Origin of the sequence: Cupriavidus sp. MP-37 (genome assembly GCF_020618415.1) — a bacterium.
Taxonomy (GTDB): Bacteria; Pseudomonadota; Gammaproteobacteria; order Burkholderiales; family Burkholderiaceae; genus Cupriavidus.
Window position 1 is genome coordinate 1,863,385 of the sequence record NZ_CP085345.1, and the last position, 16,599, is coordinate 1,879,983.

The window sequence follows — 16,599 nt, forward strand, 5'->3', positions numbered from 1 at the left end:
GCGATTGGCAGAAGGGGAAGCGCCCGGACGCGCTCGCCACCAAGGGGCAAGAAATGTGCCGCCGGCCAGAGGCCGCGACAGCCTTCGGCGCGGTCGCTATCCGGCCCGCGCGAGGCGGCCCGCGGCGCGCGTGATGGCCTGCCGGGTGCCGGCGTAGTCGGCCCACGGGTCGGCCGCTTCCAGCGCGTCCAGCCGCGCCTCGACGTCCTCGACGTTGGCGACGGTCCATTGCGCGGCGCTGGTCAGCGTGTCCAGTTCTTCCCATGCCACCGGCATCGACACCCCCAGGCCCGGCCGCGCGCGCGCCGAGAACGCCGCCACGGTGGTGGCGCCCATGCCGTTGCGCAGGTAATCGATGAAAATCTTGCCGACCCGGTTGCGCGCGCCGCTCTTGGCGACGAAGCGCTGCGGCAGCGTCGCGGCCACATGCAGCACCACGTCGCGGGCGAAATCCTTCAGCTCGTCCCAGCCGGCGCGCGGCGTCACCGGCACCACCACGTGCAGGCCCTTGCCGCCGCTGGTCTTGAGGAAGCTGGCCAGCCCCAGCTCGTCCAGCAGCGCCTTCATCAGCGCGGCCGCTTCCTGCACCTGTGTCCACGGCACGCCCTCGCCGGGGTCGAGGTCGAAGATGATGCGGTTGGGCCGGTCGATGCTGCGCTTGCTCGCGTTCCAGGTATGGAACTCGACCACGTTGAGCTGCGCGGCCGCGACCAGTGCCTCGGCCGAGGCGATCTCCAGCAGCGCGGGATGTCCCGGCCATAGGCCGGGGTCCAGCACGTTGAGGCCGTCCACGCGCAGCGTGTCGCTGTGGCGCTGGAAGAACTGCTCTCCGCCCACGCCCGATGGCGCCCGCACCATCGCGATCGGGCGCCCGCGCAGGTGCGGCAGCATCAGCGGCGCGGCGCGTTCGTAGTAGCGCACCAGCTCGCCCTTGGTCAGGCCCGATTCGGCATCGATCACGCGCTCGGCGTTGCTGATCGAGACCTTGCCGCCCACCGCGGTCTGGCGCTTTGCCGCGCCCGCCTTTGAGCCAGGCGCAGGCCTGCTGGCTGGCTTGTCGCGCGTCGTGGCCGCCGCCTTGCCTTTGCCGGCGGGCGCCGCCGGCTGCTCCACCGAGACCGCGCCGGCGGGCTTGTCGGTGCGCAGGCCATGGAACACCGCATGGCGCACCCGGCCTTCGCGAGTCCAGCTGCCGAACGAAACTTCGGCCACCAGCCTGGGCTTGACCCAATGACCGCGCACGCCGGCCGGCACCGCGTGGAAGGGCGACGCATCGGCACGCAGCGCATCGAGTTGCGCGCGCAGCTCGTCCAGCGTGCGGGTGTCGAAGCCGGTGCCGACATTGCCGGCGTAGCGCAGCCGTCCGCCGCTGTCGTGCACGCCGAGCAGCAGCGAGCCGATGCCATTGCGGCTGCCCTTGGGATCGGTAAAGCCCGCCACCACGAACTCCTGGCGCAAGGTGCATTTGAGCTTGATCCACGTATTGCTGCGCGCGCTGACGTAGCCCGAGTCCACGCGCTTGCCGATCACGCCTTCCAGCTTCATGCGGCACGCCGCATCCAGCATGTCGCCCGCGCTGGCTTCGAAGTCTTCGCTGAACTGGAGGCGAGCCGAGGTGTTGTGCTCGAAGATGCGGCGCAGCAGCGCGCGGCGCTCCACCAGCGGCACCTTGCGCAGGTCATGGCCGGCGAAGTAGGGCAGGTCGAAGGCAAAGTACTGGATGGCTTCGACCCGGGCGGTATCGAACGCATTCTGCAAGGCCTGGAAGTCAGTCTCTCCGTGCTTGCCGAGCACCACGATCTCGCCGTCGAGCCAGCCGTCGGGCAGGCCCAGCGCGCCGACATCGCGGGCCAGCGCGCGCAGCTTGCTGGTCCAGTCGTGGCCCTGGCGGGTGAACAGCCGCACATCCTTGCCGTCGATGCGGGCGAGCAGCCGGTAGCCGTCGAACTTGATCTCGTAGCGCCAGGCTTCGGCGTCGGGTGGGGGCTTTTCGACCAGCGTCGCCAGTTGCGGCGCCAGCGCCAGCGGCAGCGCCGCGCGCGTGGCGCCGGGCGGCGGCTTCAGCGCGCGCATGGAAGCTTGCGCTGCCGATGTACCTGTCTCGGCCGCCTCAGCCGCCTTCCCGGCGCTGGCGCGCCTGGCCGCGGGCTTGCGCTGCGTGCCGCCCAGCACGCTGTCGGGCATGGCCTCGACCACGTCGAACTCCGACGCCGGCACCGCGGCATCGTCGCGTTCCTTGATCAGCAGCCAGGCGTCCTGCTCCTTCTGCCGGCTGCCATGCATGCGCACCAGGGTCCAGTGGCCGTGCAGCTTTTCGCCGCGCAGTTCGAACTTGAGCTTGCCGCTGCGATAGCCAGCCTCGGGGTCGCCCACCGGCACCCAGGTGCCGCGGTCCCACACGATCACGGTACCGGCGCCATAGTGCCCGGCTGGAATCACACCCTCGAAGCCGGCGTAGTCCATCGGATGGTCTTCCACATGCACCGCCATGCGCTTGTCGTTGGGATCCAGGCTGGGTCCCTTGGGCACCGCCCAGCTCTTCAGCGTGCCGCCGAGTTCCAGCCGGAAATCGTAGTGCAGCCGCCGCGCCGCATGCTTCTGGATCACGAACGACAGCGCCGCGGCCCGCTTGCGCGGCGTGGCGCGGGCTGCGCCGCCACTGGGCTCCGGTGTGGCGCCGAAATCGCGCATGCGGCGGTACTTGTCGAGCGCCGCCGGCGTCCCGGCGGCCGCTGCCGCGCCGCGTGCTGCCGGGCGTGCGCCGGTCGACCGGCTGGTTGCCGGCTTTGCCGCTGTGGTCTTGCCGGCCCCGGTGCCGGGCTTGCGCGCCTTGCCGGCGGCAGGCTTGGCCGCGCCCTTGCCAGCGGCGCGCCGTGCGCGCGAGTCCTGCGGAGTGGTCTTGGCCATGGCGGTCGCCGGTTGCGTGGATGCATCCAGCTTAGGCAGCACATGCCCGCGCTGAAATCGGCGCTCGTCCTACATGCGGCACCCGCAGGCGGGCCCCCCCGAACGAACAGCGCGGCGACCATGACCGGTGCGCCCCCGAAGCCATGTGGTTCTTACCGGGCGTTGTAAATCTGCCGTGCGCGTCATGCCTGGGTGCCGCGGTCGCGGCTGCTCCGCGACGGGAACGCTCCTTGCGACTTCCCACCGGCACGCCCGGCGCCGTGCCGGGTCTCCCACTGGAGGAAGCGGCAGATGAAACCCACCTTGAAGAAAATCAGCTCGCAGGTCATTGTGCTGACCGGCGCCAGCAGCGGCGTGGGGCTGGTCACTGCGCGCAAGGCGGCGCAGCAGGGCGCACGCCTGGTGCTGGTGGCGCGCAGCGAGGGGTCGCTGCACCAGTTGGCGGAAGAGCTGCGCGAGCAGGGTACGGAAGTGATCACCGTGGTCGCGGACGTCGGCCGGCACGACGAGGTCGGCAAGGTGGCACACGCCGCGATCGAGCGCTTCGGCGGCTTCGACACCTGGATCAACAACGCCGGCGTGACGATCTTCGGGCGCCATTGCGACGTGCCGCTGGAAGACCAGCGACGGCTGTTCGACACCAACTACTGGGGCACCGTGCATGGCTCGCTGGCGGCCGCGGCGCATTTGCGCGATCGCGGCGGCGCCATCATCAACATGGGCAGCGAGGCCGCCGACGGGCCGATGCCGCTGCAGAGCGCCTACTCGGCATCGCAGCATGCGATCAAGGGCTTTACCGATTCGCTGCGGCTGGAGCTGGAGCAGGAGCAGGCGCCGGTCAGCGTGACGCTGATCAAGCCCGCCGGCCTGGAAACCCCGCTGGCGATGCACGCCAAGAATTTCCTCGACGTCGAGCCGCGCCTGCCGCCGCCGCTGTATGACCCGGCCCTGGCCGCCGACGCGATCCTGTTCGCCGCGGAGAACCCGCGCCGCGAGCTGTTCGTCGGCGCCGCGGCCAAGGCCTTCTCGGCGGCCGCGTACCATGCGCCGCATACCTTCGACCGCTTCATGCGCCGCTTCATGGGCCGCGCGCAGCAGACCCGCCATCCGGCCGGCCCGCTCGAAGACAACGCGCTCTACGGCAGCGGCAGCGGCCTGCAGGAACGCACCGGCACGCACGCCGCGCTGCATTCGTGCCCGTACACCACCACCGCGCGCTACCCCATGCTGACCACGGCGCTGGTGGTCGGAGCCTCGGCCGCGGTCGCGGCGATGGTCCAGCGGCGTCGCCGCTAGCGCGCGCCTGCGCCCCGCCTGCGCGCTGCCGCAGACGGCATGCGTGCGGCGGGCCACCATTTTCCTTCTCTCCCGAACGGGTTTGCTCCCGTGCGCCGACATATTGGGTGGCGCATGGGCCGCGAGCGCCTATCATTGACTGGACTGCCCGCCTCCGCGGGCATTTGGCGCTGTGGGCAGCACGGGCCCATGGCTGCATAAGGTGCACCACAACGGCGAGGCCGACTGCCGTCAACCCCATCTACCGAAGGGAATCATGCCAGGGCTGCAAGCGGCAAACGAAGTTCGCTCGACCCCCGTGGAGCCATCCGGCGAGGGTGATGTCCTGCAATTGGCGCAACGATATCGCCGCCTGCTCGACGCGGTGCAGGATTGCGCAGTGTTCGAACTCGACGCGCACGGCGTGATCGTGGCGTGGCCGGAACCGGCGCGCCGGCTGTTCGGCTACAGCGCCGCGGAGATCGCCGGCAGCCATGTGTCGCGGCTGCACCGTGACGAGGACGTGGCCGCGGGGCTGCCGCAGCAATGGCTGGGTGCGGCCGCGCGCAGCGGCCATGCGCGCGACCAGGGCTGGCGCGTGCGCCGCGACGGCAGCCTGCTGCAGGCCAGCTGCGAGATGCGCCGCATCGATGTGGCCGGCCTGCCCGATGGCGCCTCGGACGCCGGCTTTATCGTGTCGTGCCGCGACACCACCGTGCAGCAGGCGGCGGCCGACCATGCCCGCCTGGCCGAGGACAAACTGCGGCTGCTGGCCGAGAACCTGCCCTGCACCGCGGTGTGCGAACTCGGCCTGGACGGCACCATCCGCAGCTGGAACGCGGGCGCGCGCGCGCTCGCCGGCCACACCGCGGAGGAGGCGGCGGGGCAGCCGCTGGCCTGGCTCTATACCCGCCAGGATGCCGCCGCCGGGCGCCCGCAGGCCGCGCTGGAGGCGGCGCGGGCTTGCGGCCAGTGGGCCGGCGAAGAACGCCTGGCACGCAAGGACGGCTCGGTGGTGCGGTGCGCCACCCGCATGGTGCTGGTGCGCGATGCGGCGGGGTGCCCCGAGAGCCTGCTGTGGACCGCGCGTGACCTCAGCGATACGCTGCGGCTGGAAATGCTCGATGCCGGCAGCCGCCGGCTGCAGTCCTTCCTGGCTATCCTCGCCCACGAGCTGCGCAACCCGCTGGCGCCGGTGCGCAATGCCGTGGAAGTCATCGTGCTGACCCCCGACACCGGGCCGCGCGTGCGCCGCTGCGCCGAGATCATCGATCGCCAGCTGCGCCAGCTGGAGCGGCTGGTCAACGACCTGCTCGACGTGGGCCGCGTGACCGCCGGCAAGATGAAGATGGAACTGACGCCGACGTCCTACAACGACGTCGTCAGCACCAGCCTGGAAGCGATCCGTCCCACGCTGGAGGCCTCGGGGCAGCAGCTGGTGGTGGCGCTGCCGGAGGCTTCGCCCTATGTGCGCGCCGATGCCGCGCGGCTCGGGCAGGTGCTGCTGAACCTGCTCAGCAACGCGGCCAAGTACACGCCGCGCGGCGGTACCATCAGCGTGCATGTCAGCGTCGAGCCGGCGCGCGTGATCACCGCGGTGTCGGATACCGGCCGGGGTCTGGAGCCGGCGGCGCTGGACCGGATCTTCAACCTGTTCGCGCAGGAGGGCGACGCCGGCGGCCGCAGCGGGCTGGGCATCGGCCTGGCGCTGGCCAAGGCCATCCTCGAAGCGCACGGCGGCGCGATCCAGGCCGACAGCGCGGGCGCGGGCCAGGGCAGCACCTTCACCGTAATCCTGCCGCGCGCCACCGCGCGTCCTTCCGAGCCCGCCACGCTGCCGCCGGGCAAGGCGCCGCGCCGGCGCGTGCTGGTGGTGGATGACAATGCCGACTCGGCCGACAGCATGGCCGAACTGCTGACCCTGCTCGGCCACGAGGCCCGGGCTGTGCACAGCGGCCAACAGGCAGTCGAGGTGGCCGTGCCGTTCCGGCCCGACTGCGTGCTGCTGGACCTGCAGATGCCTGACATGTCCGGCTATGAAGTCCTGGCGGCGCTGCGCCAGAACCTAGGCGGGCGCGCGGTGCAGTTCCTGGCGCTGTCGGGACGCGGCACCGCCGAAGACCAGCGCCACAGCAGGCAGGCCGGCTTCGATGCGCACCTGACCAAGCCGCTGTCGGTCGAGACCTTGTCGCGCGCGCTGGCCGAACCGGCGCCTCACAAGGAGCGGTAGGCGTCGAGGCGGTTGTAGAGCGTCTTCAGGCTGATGCCGAGGGCGCGCGCGGCCTGGCGCTTGTCGCCGTCGAAGCGCGCCAGCGTGGCCATGATGATCTCGCGCTGGGTATCGGCCAGCGTGGTGCCGACGCGCACGTTGACCACGCCGTCGACGGTGGTGGGACGCGGCGCCTGCGTGGCCAGGTTGGGATTGCCGATCTCCACGACCTTGTCGGCGAGGATAAAGGCGCGGTAGACCGCGTTCTTCAGCTCGCGCACATTGCCGGGCCAGTCGTAGCGCACCAGGCGGTCGAGCGAGCCGGCCGAAAAGGTCTTGTCGGTCCGTTCCATGGCGTTGTATTCGGCCAGGAAGTGGCGTGCCAGCGGCACGATGTCGTCGGGCCGCTCGCGCAGCGGCGGGATATGCAAGGGGAACACCGCCAGCCGGTACAGCAGGTCCTCACGCAGCTGGCCGCCGCGCACGGCCTCGACCGGGTCGCGGTTGGTGGCGGCCAGGATGCGCACATCGGTGGCGATCAGCGTATCGCCGCCGACGCGGTGGAAGGTGCGGCCTTCCAGCACCCGCAGCAGCTTGATCTGCATCTCCAGCGGCATCTCGGTGACTTCGTCCAGAAACAGCGTGCCGCCCTGGGCCTGCTCGAAGTAGCCCGCCTTCTGCTCGATCGCGCCGGTAAAGCCGCCTTTTTCATGGCCGAACAGCTCGGATTCGATCAGCGTGGGCTGGATCGCGCCGCAGTTGACGGCAATGAAGGGGCCGTTGCGGCGGGCGCTGCGTTCATGCACAGCGCGCGCCACCACTTCCTTGCCCGAGCCGCTTTCCCCTACGGCCAGCATGGTGACATCGGTGGGCGCGACGCGTGCGATCTGCGCCAGCAGGCGCTGCATCGCGGGCGAGGTGCTTTCCCACAGCAGCGACACCTGCGACGGCACGGCGCGGCGCGGCGCGGCTTCGCTGGCCGGCGTGGTGCCGGCGGCGTGGCTCGAGGCGGAGGCGGCGTTGCTGCGCCGCGAAGTGCTGGCGGAGACTGGCACGGTTACTGGCACGATATCGGCCGATCGAGGGTGGTGGGCAGCGGGTTGCCCCGAGAAGTTCCTATGCTAGCCTTTGGCGTGGGGGCTTGCCATAGCGGTGGGCGCCTGCGCGGAAACTTCCGACAGCTGTGTCAGACGGACACCGGCAACGACCATGCCGGCCCAGGCTTAGACTGGCATTACGCAGTGTGGACCCGCCCCCGCGGACCCGATTCCGCAGTCAAAGCCGTGCCCTCCTGTGCCTGTCATCACCGTCGTGCCCGCCGCGCATGGAGCGGGCCGACGGATCTCCGGAACTCAGCCGCCGGCAGCGGTGCGGTGCCGGAAGCAGGCCCTCGAGCGGTTGTTGCCTTGAGTTCCCATTAGGTCTCACTGACGGATCGTATGCCCCACATCCTGATTGTCGATGACGACGAAAACGCATGCGCCGCCCTGGCCGAGATCGTAGCCATGGAAGGCTTCACCTCCGCCACCGCCGGCACCTTGCGTGAAGCCCGGCTGCAGATCGGCTGGCGCATGCCGGACGCCATCGTGGCCGACCTGCGCCTGCCCGACGGCAACGGCATGGAGCTGTTCGAGGAAGTCGGCGCATCCGGCGTCGAGGTGATCCTGACCACCGGCTACGCCAGCGTCGAAAGCGCGGTGGAAGCGCTGCGCGCGGGCGCGACCGATTACCTGGTCAAGCCGATCAACGTCGCGCGCCTGCAGACCGTGCTCAAGCGCCTGGCCACCACCGGCGAGCTGCGCGCCGAAATCCATTCCCTGCGCGGCGAATTGCGCCGCTACGGCCGTTTCGGGCGCCTGATGGGCAGTTCCGAGGTGATGCAGACGGTCTACGACCAGCTCGCGCGCGTGGCGCCCACCGAGGCCACCGTGCTGCTGATCGGCGAAAGCGGCACCGGCAAGGAGCTGGCCGCGCAGACCGTGCACGAGCTGTCGGCGCGGCGGCGCCAGCCCTTCCTGGCGGTCAACTGCGGCGCGATCTCGCCGACGCTGATCGAAAGCGAGATGTTCGGCCACGAGCGCGGCAGCTTTACCGGCGCCGACCGCCAGCACAAGGGCTACTTCGAGCGCGCCGACGGCGGCACGCTGTTCCTGGACGAGATCACCGAAATGCCCGCGGAGCTGCAGGTCAAGCTGCTGCGGGTGCTCGAGACCGGCACCTTCATGCGGGTGGGCACCAACCGCGAATGCCATGCCGACGTGCGCGTGCTGGCGGCCACCAACCGCAACCCGGAAGAGGCGGTGGCCGACGGCAAGCTGCGCGCCGACCTGTTCCACCGCCTCAACGTATTTCCGGTGGAGCTGCCGCCGCTGCGCGCGCGCGGCGACGACGTGATCCAGATCGCCAACATGATGCTGGACCAGCTCAATGCCGAGCAGGGCGTGCAGCGCCGCTTCGCGCCCAATGTGCTCGACAGCCTGCGCCTGCACGCGTGGCCCGGCAACGTGCGCGAGCTGCGCAACTTCGTGCAGCGCGCCTTCATCATGGCCGACGACGACCTCATCACCGAAGCGCAGGTGCCGCTGCAGGTCGCCGCCACGCAGGCGCCGGGGGCGGCGGTGGTGTCGGTGCCGGTGGGCATGTCGCTGGCCGACGCCGACCGGCAACTGATCTTTGCCACGCTCGAGCAGTGCGCGGGGGTCAAGAAGCACGCGGCAGAAATCCTCGGCATCAGCCTGAAGACTTTGTACAACCGGCTGGAAGATTATGCTGCCCGTGGTGAATTGCCCGAGTGGCTGCGCGCCTCGCGCAATGACTCAGGGCCGTCGGCAACCGGGTGACAGCGTGCGCCAGCGCTTGGGCCAACGGGGATGGCAGGCCGGCGCGGCCTTGCCGGGGCACGTTGCGCCCCGCGCAGCACGTTTCTTGCTTTTCAGCAGGGCGATGTCCCCGGCCGATCCGGCCTGCCATGTCCACTGGCCATTGCGGCCGCTCCGCACATGACGCAGCAAATCCCGCCGTCCGGCATGCCGGACACTCCTGAGCAACGCCCGGCGCCGCCGCTGGACCTCCACGCTCCGCAGGCGCAGGCGGCCGCCGGCAACGGCAGTGCGCAGCCGGTGCATAGCGTGAACGAGGTCAGCACGCTGATCGAGCAGTCCGCGCATGACCTGCGCTCGTCGCTGAACGCCATCCAGAGCTGGGCCTACGTGCTGGACCGCGCCTTCGATACCACCCCGGCGCCGGCGCAGCGCGCGCTCGACGGCATCCGCTCCGGCATGCAGCAGCAACTGGCGCTGATCGAGGAAATGGAAGAAGCGGTGCGGCTGCTCGCCGACGAGAGCCCGCCGCGCTGGCAGCAACTGGACCTGCGCGCGCTGGCGATCCAGGCCATTGCGGACCGGCGCCCCGCCGCCGAGGCGCGCGGCGTGCTGCTGTCGCCGCTGAGCGCGGACGGCTCGGTCTGGCCGGCCACCCCGACCGCCACCGCGAGCGCCACCGCGCCGGACCCGGCCGACTCCGCGGCGGTCTACTACGTCGACGGCGATGCCATGCGGCTGGCGCCGTTGCTGCGGCACCTGCTGGTGCACTGCATCTGGCGCGCGCCGACGGGCGGCGCGGTGAGCGTGCACCTGTTCAGCGAGCCGGACTACGTCAAGCTGCGCATCACCGAAAGCCCGCCGCTGGATTCGCAGCGCAGTGCCAGCCGGCTGGCGGCGCTGACCGATTTCTTCGGCCGCCGCGCGCCGCAGGCCGGCGAGCCCCCCTCCCGGCAAAGCAGCGCGCTGCTGCTGACGCGGCGCATGGTGGAGATGCACGGCGCCGTGCTGAGCGCGGAGAGCGATGGCTGCGACAGCGACAAGGTCAGCGTCTGCATCGCGGTCCGGTTCCCGCGCCATATGCATCGCGCCTGAGGGCGCCGCGGCGGAAGCTGAGGCCGCCGCAGATGTAGTTTTTACCAGACTGCCGCCAACGCTACGCGTACCACTTGCCCGCGACGCCAGCACCAGGCCGCTGCGCGCTGCGGTATGGCAGCGTTCACACCGGTGGTGGCGTGCCGGTCTGGCCGGCCGCTTTGCCGGCAAGGTTCTGGCCCGCCCCTTGCATGGATGAAACACCCTAACCAAGGAGGGAACAACCATGCCCAACGCCAGCCGCAAGTCCGCCCAGGCCGAGCAGGTTGCTCAGAAGCCGTCCCGGGCGAAGTCCGCGACCGCTACGCGGTCCGCGCCGTCCACCAGGGCCACGGCATCCGCGCGTGCCGGCACCTCGCCGGCAGCCCGCAGCAGCGGCCCGTCCGCGGGCAAGAGCGCAGCCGGCAAGCCGGCCGTAGGCGCCAAGTCGCGCGGCAAGGAAGCCAAGACCTACCAGGCTGCTGTCGATGATTCGCTCGAGATGACCTTCCCCGCGAGCGATCCGATCTCGCCCAGCGCTGCCATGCACGCCGAGAAGAAGACGCACACCGCGCGCGACGACGTCGACTGGAAGCTCAAGGAGGGAAGCCAGGAACAGCCGGTAGGCGCGAAACCCGCCGGCCAGCGCAAGGGCGCCGCCGCGGAGTCGGGCCGGTCGGCCAAGCCTGCGGCAAAGACTGGCGCAAAGCCGGCCGCAAAGTCCGCAGCAAAGCCGGCTGCGAAGACCGCGACCAGGACCGCCGCGAAATCGACGGCCAGTTCCGGTACGGCCAGGCCCGCCGCCAAGCCCGCCGCCAAGCGCATAGCCAAGCCTGCCGCAAAGACCGGGGCAGCGGCCGGGGGCAAGAGCGCAACCCGGACCGCGGCCAGGCCCGCCAAGCCGGGCAAGTCGGCCAAGCGCTGAGGTGGGTGCCTGCCCCCTTTAGTCCACCCTGAGTCCAAGCGCCGCGGCGCGGCTGCCACAACGCCCCGCCGCGGTTCCGAACACACGATGAACGAAAAGGAGCCACCATGTCCGCCATCATCGCTGGGCGCTTCGACAGCTTTTCCACCGCCGAAACCGCGGCGAGCCGATTGCGTGCGCAAGGGTTTGCCGACCAGGACCTGAACCTGTTCTACGTGAACCCGCCCGGGCAGCACGCCGCCTATGCCATCGGCGGCGACCACGCCGCCGACGCCGGTGCGCGCAAGTCTGGCGTGGGTGCCATCAGCGGCGTGCTGATCGGCGCTGCCGTCGGCGCCGCGGTGGGCGCGGCGCTGGTGGCCGCGCTGGGCGCAACGCCACCGCTGTCGATCCTGGTGCTGGTGTTCGCGGTCGGGCTTGGTGCCTACCTGGGCTCGCTTGCGGGCGCGCTGGCGCTGGCGCGCCATGCCGGACGCAATCCGCGCACCGGCCAGCCCGCGGTGCGCAATGCCGGGGTCGTGCTGGCGGCGCACCTGACCAGCACCGACACCGCCACGGTGGACACGGTCGCCACCGTGTTGCGCCAGGGCGGCGCCAAGGATGTCGAGCGCGCCGACGGCCAGTGGGTCGACGGCCGCTGGGCCGACTTCGACCCGCTGGTGCCGCCGGTGCCGGCGGACACGCGCGAGCGCCGCTAGCGCCCCCCACCCCGCACCCCGAGTTCCGCATTCCGCTCCAACCCGCCACCCGAGCAGCCAAACGGAGGTATCCATGAATCCAGTCCAACCTGAAACGCCCGGCGCCGAGCATCCGCACGGCGCATCGATCGTCGGCGGCATCGACCGCAATTCCCCCGGACCCGGGCCGTTCGTGATGGCGGCCGACACGCTCGAGGGCAACAAGGTGGTTGACCCGGCCGGCGACGACATCGGCACCATCGACCACATCATGATCGACGTGCTCGGCGGCCGCGTGGCCTATGCCGTGCTGGCCATGGGCGGTTTCCTCGGCATCGGCGAAAAGCTGTTCGCGCTGCCGTGGTCCGCGCTGACGCTGGACACGCGGCGCAAGTGTTTCGTGCTCGGCGTCGAGAAAGACCGGCTCAAGGCCGCGCCCGGCTTCGACAAGGACCACTGGCCGACCATGGCCGACTCGCAATGGGCCACCAGCATCCACCAGTACTACGGCATCTCCCCGTACTGGGAAGCCGACCGCTATGACCCATGGGGCTGAGCGCGGCACGGCAGGCCTGATGCGTCGATAACAGGCGCCGGAGGGTTTCTCCGGCGCCTTTGCGTTTCCAGATTACTGAAAAATGTGGAAATTCCAGGCTGTTTGCTCCCCTCTCCCGCGTGCGGGAGAGGGGCCGGGGGAGAGGGCAGGCGCATGGCAAGCACGGTGGCGCCTCACTGCGTGGCAACGCCGGCCCTCTCCCCGCTCCTCTCCCACAGAAGGGAGAGGGGAGACCACATTCGCAGCGTTGATGCTCAGACCTTGTGGTTCACCTGTCCGGCCGGCTTGTCGGCCGGATCGGCATGCCTGCCGCTGCCGGCGGGCTGGCCCTGCGGTGCGGGCGCAGGCGGCTGCCGCGTCGACAGCGCGTTATGCACGCCCAGCACACCGGGGCTGACCGCCGCGGCCTTTTCCACGCGCTGCGCGGTGTCGACGTCTTCCACGCAGCCGCGCACGGTCACGCGCCGGTCGGCCACCTCCACCGTCACGCCGTCGGGAAAGCGGCCGTCGAAGGCCGCGGCAATCTCAGCGCGCACGGCCACGCGCAGGGCTTCGTCATCCGCAGCAGGGGTTGCGCTCATCGCGGCTCCTTGTCGTGAATGCAGCGGTTCAGCGCGCGGGCGCCGACGGCGTGGAGATCGACGCCAGCGCCTCGCCGGAATCGCGCGTATCGACGCCCTTGCTGGCGAGGTCGCCCAGCGACACGATGCCCACCAGGGCGTGGTCGTGGTCAAGCACCGGCAGGCGCCGCACCTGCGCGGCCGCCATCTTGTGCTGCGCGTCTTCGAGCGATTCGTCTTCGAGGCACCATTCCACCTGCGGCGACATCGCATCGGCGACGCGCGTGGCCTGCGGCGGCTGGCCGCTCGCGGTGGCGCGCACGGTGATGTCGCGGTCGGTCAGCATGCCGACCAGGCGCCGGCCGTCGCATACCGGCAGCGAGCCGACATGCAGGTCCGCCATCAGCTGCGCGGCATGCTGGATGGTTTCGTCGGGGGAGATGTAGGCCGGCTGGCGCGTCATGATGTCGACGACGCGCTGCGGCGCATGGGGTTGCGTGGCAGGGGATTGGTACATGGCTGACTCCGGTTCGCTGATGGGTCCGGTCCCGTGTGCGGACCGGCCCTGGTCAACAGGGCGGCGACAGGCCACCGGCGCACCGGGAGTCGCCGCTTCGTCACGGAATCCGGCGCAAGAAGCGTTCCCTCCCCGCGTCCGCCGGCTCTGGCACGGGAGGCGGTCATGCCGCCGGCAAGATTTATCACCGGATGTAGAAACGAAAGCTGCAGGACACGGCCATCGCGGCAAAACAGGTGGCAAGTGCTGCGCCCGTTGTAGGACTGCGCCCGCTGCACATTGGCCATGCGCTCCATACAATGAAATCAGCATGCCGCCGAGCCCAGCGGCTCACTCCTGGCGGCCAACCCGGCGAGCTATTCAGCGCCCTATCCATGGGAGTGCAACGATGCGCAAATCCAGCCCAAACCTGCCCGGCGTTGGCCATCTGCCCGGCGCCGGCAAACGTGCCACCGTGCTGCACCTGTTCGACCGCTTTGCCGGCGGCGCCACGCGCCATGCCGGCTCGCCGACCGCCTTTGTGCTGGCGGTCGGCGTGGTGGTGGCGTGGGGCCTGACCGGCCCGATGTTCGGGTACTCCGAAACCTGGCAACTGGTCATCAATACCGGCACCACCATCGTCACCTTCCTGATGGTGTTCCTGATCCAGCAGAGCCAGAACAAGGATGCGGTAGCGGTCCACCTGAAGCTCAACGAGCTGCTCGCCTCGCACCGCGAAGCCAGCAACATGCTGGTGTCGATCGAAGACCTCGACGAAGAGGAACTGCGCCAGCTGGTGAGCTTCTACCGCCATCTGGCCGAATTGGCCGACAAGGAAGACGGCATCAAGACCAGCCATTCGCTCGACGAGGCGCGTGAAAACCATGCCGCCAAGCGCCACGCGCGCGCTGCGCGCGGGCGCCCGCCCGAAGCGCGCGCCGGCGATGCCGGCAGCCCGCCCGCCACCCCCGCCTCGGCAGCCTCGTAGCGTGCCGGCCCGCGGCCCCCTTGCGCAGCACCCATGCGACAAACCGAGACAGGAGCCGCCCATGACCGCATCCAGCCAGGCAAGCAAGCGAAAACCGGCGCCGGCGGGCGCAGCCCCGGCAGCCGGCCAGCAGGGCAGCCGGACGGTGATGGCCTACGGCTGCGAGACCCTGGGCCAGGCCGACAGCCACCATGGCATGACCCTTGCCAATATCGCCCGCAAGGTGGCCGAGATTGCCGGCCTGTCGTACGCCGGCGGCTACGCCGCGCCGCCGGCGCAACGACCCGCGCCCTACCTGGTGCCGGCGCAGACCCTGGTCGGCCGTGAGCTTGCGGCGGAGCTGGGCGTGCACGGCGAAGACGACCTCTTCGGCGGCGTGGTGCCCTATGCATTCGTCGCCACCAAGGCGATCACGCACGGCCTGGTGGAGCCCGGTGCCGCGGCGCCGCGGGGCTGGTCCGAGGCCTTCGTGCGCCGCGTGGTGGGGGCCACGCTGCCCGGCTTCACCGCGTTCAGCGTCGGCGATGCGCGCATCGCGGCGCTGCGGCTGCTGACGCTGGGGCCGGTGCGGCTCAAGGATACCGGCGGCGTCGGCGGCCTGGGCCAGCGCGTGGTCGACGGCGAACCGGCGCTGGAAGCAGCGCTGGCCGCGCTCGCCCCCGAGGCGGTGGAGCGCGACGGCGTGGTGGTGGAGCGCGATCTGCGCGCGCCGCAGACCTACAGCGTCGGCAAGGTGGTGCTGGCGGGGCTGGAGGCCAGCTATTGCGGCACGCAGGGGCTGACCGAGAACAACCGGGGGCAGAAGGTCTACGGCGGCTCCACGCTGACGGTGGTGCGCGGCGGCTTCGACGCGCTGCTGCAGCACCCGTTCGACGCCCGCATCGTCGCCGCGGTGCGCGCGGCGATGGTGTACCACGAGGCCGCGCTGGCGTGCTATGGCGAGGCCGGCGGCATGGTGCTGTCGCGCTGCAATTACGACGTCGCCTTCGGCGCGCCGGCCGGCAATGCCGATTGCGGGCAGATGCTCGGCGGGGTGCTGGAACAGTCCTGGCGCGTGGGCGGCGCGACCGGCGCCGAACTGGTGGCGCTGGCCGCGCTGCGCGACGATCCGCGCCGCACGCGCGTGGTCGCGTCCACGCGCGAAGTCTACGGCAACGATGTGCGCGTGCCGGATGACGCTGAGATCTACTACCAGGGCGAAGACCGCCATGTCGGCCCGCTGACCAAGTACGCACGACTGGAGCCTGAATCCGATGGCAACGCATGAAGAACTGCTGCAAATCGAAAGCGAGGGCGGCACCATTGCCGGTACCCTGATCAGCCCCGAAACCAAGCTGCCCGGCGTGCTGTTCGTGCATGGCTGGGGCGGCAGCCAGCAGCAATACCTGGTGCGGGCGCGCAAGGTAACGGGGCTGGGCTGCGTCTGCCTGACCTTCGACCTGACCGGCCATGCCGGCACGCGCTCGCAGTACGAGACCGTCAGCCGCATGCGCAACCTCGCCGACGTGGTGGCGGCCTACGATGTGCTGGTGCGCCAGCCCGAGGTCGACCGCAACGCGATCGCGGTGGTGGGCAGCAGCTATGGCGGCTACCTGGCCGCGCTGCTCAGCGGCCTGCGCCAGGTGCGCTGGCTCGCGTTCCGGGCCCCGGCGCTGTACATGGACTCGGGCTGGGACCTGCCCAAGCGCCAGCTGCACCGCGAGCAGGACCTGGTGACCTACCGGCGCAGCATGGTGCCGCCCGCGAGCAACCGCGCGCTGCGCGCGTGCACGGCGTTTACCGGCGACGTGCTGGTGATCGAATCCGAGCACGACCAGATCGTGCCCCATGCCGTCGTGATGAGCTACGTCGACGCCTGCATCCATGCCAACTCGCTGACCTACCGCGTCATCAAGGGCGCCGACCATGGCCTGAGCGACGAGGAATTCCAGCGCACCTACAGCAGCATGCTGGTCAACTGGCTGCGTGAAATGGTCACCGTGGCCCGCGCCGGTCCGGTCACCGCCGAGCGCGCGGTGCCGCCGGCGCCGCCGAAGCCTGCGCCGCCCGCGCCCGACGCCGGCCTCGAGACGCCGCAGCCCGAAGCGGCGGGCGCGGCGGGCGGCGCCTAGCC

14 protein-coding genes are annotated in these 16,599 nt (G+C 70.6%); 10 read left to right on the plus strand and 4 right to left on the minus strand.

Annotated elements, in window-relative coordinates:
- Nucleotides 1-96: 96 nt before the first annotated feature.
- Nucleotides 97-2,907 (minus strand): DNA ligase D, encoded by a 2,811-nt coding sequence (gene ligD / locus LIN44_RS24805; RefSeq protein WP_227314906.1) that lies wholly within the window; start codon nt 2,905-2,907, stop codon nt 97-99.
- A gap of 291 nt (nt 2,908-3,198) precedes the next feature.
- On the opposite strand from ligD, the gene LIN44_RS24810 reads away from it, so the two are divergent.
- Both LIN44_RS24810 and LIN44_RS24815 read left to right on the plus strand, forming a co-directional pair.
- Entirely contained in the window at nt 3,199-4,203 is a 1,005-nt protein-coding gene (locus LIN44_RS24810; RefSeq protein ID WP_227314907.1) for an SDR family oxidoreductase, read from the plus strand.
- A 256-nt stretch (nt 4,204-4,459) separates the two neighbouring features.
- Nucleotides 4,460-6,412, plus strand: a complete 1,953-nt coding sequence (locus LIN44_RS24815; RefSeq protein ID WP_370641697.1) for an ATP-binding protein — start codon at nt 4,460-4,462, stop codon at nt 6,410-6,412.
- On the opposite strand, the gene LIN44_RS24820 is transcribed toward LIN44_RS24815, so the two are convergent.
- On the minus strand, nt 6,397-7,446 hold the full coding sequence (locus LIN44_RS24820; RefSeq protein WP_227314909.1) for a sigma-54-dependent Fis family transcriptional regulator: 1,050 nt from the start codon (nt 7,444-7,446) through the stop codon (nt 6,397-6,399). The two genes, LIN44_RS24815 and LIN44_RS24820, sit on opposite strands and share 16 nt — an antisense overlap.
- A 384-nt stretch (nt 7,447-7,830) precedes the next feature.
- Between LIN44_RS24820 and LIN44_RS24825 the strand changes: the two genes are divergently transcribed.
- From LIN44_RS24825 to LIN44_RS24845, 5 genes are all read left to right on the plus strand, one after another.
- Nucleotides 7,831-9,231: a sigma-54 dependent transcriptional regulator gene (locus LIN44_RS24825; RefSeq protein ID WP_227314910.1), complete on the plus strand. Its 1,401-nt coding sequence runs from the start codon at nt 7,831-7,833 to the stop codon at nt 9,229-9,231.
- A 159-nt stretch (nt 9,232-9,390) separates the two neighbouring features.
- Complete coding sequence (locus tag LIN44_RS24830; protein WP_227314911.1) at nt 9,391-10,305, plus strand: HAMP domain-containing sensor histidine kinase; 915 nt, start codon at nt 9,391-9,393, stop codon at nt 10,303-10,305.
- Nucleotides 10,306-10,531: 226 nt separating this feature from the next.
- The gene (locus tag LIN44_RS24835; protein ID WP_227314912.1) at nt 10,532-11,209 is read left to right on the plus strand and encodes a hypothetical protein; all 678 of its coding nucleotides are present in this window, start codon (nt 10,532-10,534) and stop codon (nt 11,207-11,209) included.
- 107 nt (nt 11,210-11,316) lie between these two features.
- Nucleotides 11,317-11,907 (plus strand): DUF6861 domain-containing protein, encoded by a 591-nt coding sequence (locus tag LIN44_RS24840; protein WP_227314913.1) that lies wholly within the window; start codon nt 11,317-11,319, stop codon nt 11,905-11,907.
- A gap of 73 nt (nt 11,908-11,980) precedes the next feature.
- Complete coding sequence (locus LIN44_RS24845; RefSeq protein ID WP_018005539.1) at nt 11,981-12,442, plus strand: PRC-barrel domain-containing protein; 462 nt, start codon at nt 11,981-11,983, stop codon at nt 12,440-12,442.
- 254 nt (nt 12,443-12,696) lie between these two features.
- Here LIN44_RS24845 and LIN44_RS24850 read toward each other — a convergent pair whose 3' ends face one another.
- Together LIN44_RS24850 and LIN44_RS24855 are read right to left on the minus strand one after the other, a co-directional pair.
- Complete coding sequence (locus LIN44_RS24850) at nt 12,697-13,023, minus strand: BON domain-containing protein (RefSeq protein WP_227314914.1); 327 nt, start codon at nt 13,021-13,023, stop codon at nt 12,697-12,699.
- A 28-nt stretch (nt 13,024-13,051) separates the two neighbouring features.
- Nucleotides 13,052-13,519: a CBS domain-containing protein gene (locus LIN44_RS24855; RefSeq protein ID WP_227314915.1), complete on the minus strand. Its 468-nt coding sequence runs from the start codon at nt 13,517-13,519 to the stop codon at nt 13,052-13,054.
- A gap of 388 nt (nt 13,520-13,907) precedes the next feature.
- On the opposite strand from LIN44_RS24855, the gene LIN44_RS24860 reads away from it, so the two are divergent.
- The 3 genes from LIN44_RS24860 (at nt 13,908) to LIN44_RS24870 (ending at nt 16,597) form a co-directional block, all read left to right on the plus strand.
- Nucleotides 13,908-14,486 (plus strand): low affinity iron permease family protein, encoded by a 579-nt coding sequence (locus tag LIN44_RS24860; RefSeq protein ID WP_227314916.1) that lies wholly within the window; start codon nt 13,908-13,910, stop codon nt 14,484-14,486.
- A 61-nt stretch (nt 14,487-14,547) separates the two neighbouring features.
- Complete coding sequence (locus LIN44_RS24865) at nt 14,548-15,753, plus strand: DUF3182 family protein (protein ID WP_227314917.1); 1,206 nt, start codon at nt 14,548-14,550, stop codon at nt 15,751-15,753.
- Nucleotides 15,740-16,597 (plus strand): S9 family peptidase, encoded by an 858-nt coding sequence (locus tag LIN44_RS24870; protein WP_227314918.1) that lies wholly within the window; start codon nt 15,740-15,742, stop codon nt 16,595-16,597. The genes LIN44_RS24865 and LIN44_RS24870 overlap by 14 nt, the downstream gene beginning before the upstream one ends.
- Nucleotides 16,598-16,599: the final 2 nt, after the last annotated feature.

Bases quoted from the DNA above. Each gene is read 5' to 3' on its own strand.
- LIN44_RS24825 (WP_227314910.1), top strand. From the start codon at position 7,831: ATGCCCCACATCCTGATTGTCGATGACGACGAAAACGCATGCGCCGCC.
- LIN44_RS24860 (WP_227314916.1), top strand. From the start codon at position 13,908: ATGCGCAAATCCAGCCCAAACCTGCCCGGCGTTGGCCATCTGCCCGGC.
- LIN44_RS24855 (WP_227314915.1), bottom strand. From the start codon at position 13,519: ATGTACCAATCCCCTGCCACGCAACCCCATGCGCCGCAGCGCGTCGTC.
- LIN44_RS24845 (WP_018005539.1), top strand. From the start codon at position 11,981: ATGAATCCAGTCCAACCTGAAACGCCCGGCGCCGAGCATCCGCACGGC.
- LIN44_RS24840 (WP_227314913.1), top strand. From the start codon at position 11,317: ATGTCCGCCATCATCGCTGGGCGCTTCGACAGCTTTTCCACCGCCGAA.
- LIN44_RS24850 (WP_227314914.1), bottom strand. From the start codon at position 13,023: ATGAGCGCAACCCCTGCTGCGGATGACGAAGCCCTGCGCGTGGCCGTG.
- LIN44_RS24830 (WP_227314911.1), top strand. From the start codon at position 9,391: ATGACGCAGCAAATCCCGCCGTCCGGCATGCCGGACACTCCTGAGCAA.
- LIN44_RS24870 (WP_227314918.1), top strand. From the start codon at position 15,740: ATGGCAACGCATGAAGAACTGCTGCAAATCGAAAGCGAGGGCGGCACC.
- LIN44_RS24815 (WP_370641697.1), top strand. From the start codon at position 4,460: ATGCCAGGGCTGCAAGCGGCAAACGAAGTTCGCTCGACCCCCGTGGAG.
- LIN44_RS24810 (WP_227314907.1), top strand. From the start codon at position 3,199: ATGAAACCCACCTTGAAGAAAATCAGCTCGCAGGTCATTGTGCTGACC.
- LIN44_RS24865 (WP_227314917.1), top strand. From the start codon at position 14,548: ATGACCGCATCCAGCCAGGCAAGCAAGCGAAAACCGGCGCCGGCGGGC.
- ligD (WP_227314906.1), bottom strand. From the start codon at position 2,907: ATGGCCAAGACCACTCCGCAGGACTCGCGCGCACGGCGCGCCGCTGGC.
- LIN44_RS24835 (WP_227314912.1), top strand. From the start codon at position 10,532: ATGCCCAACGCCAGCCGCAAGTCCGCCCAGGCCGAGCAGGTTGCTCAG.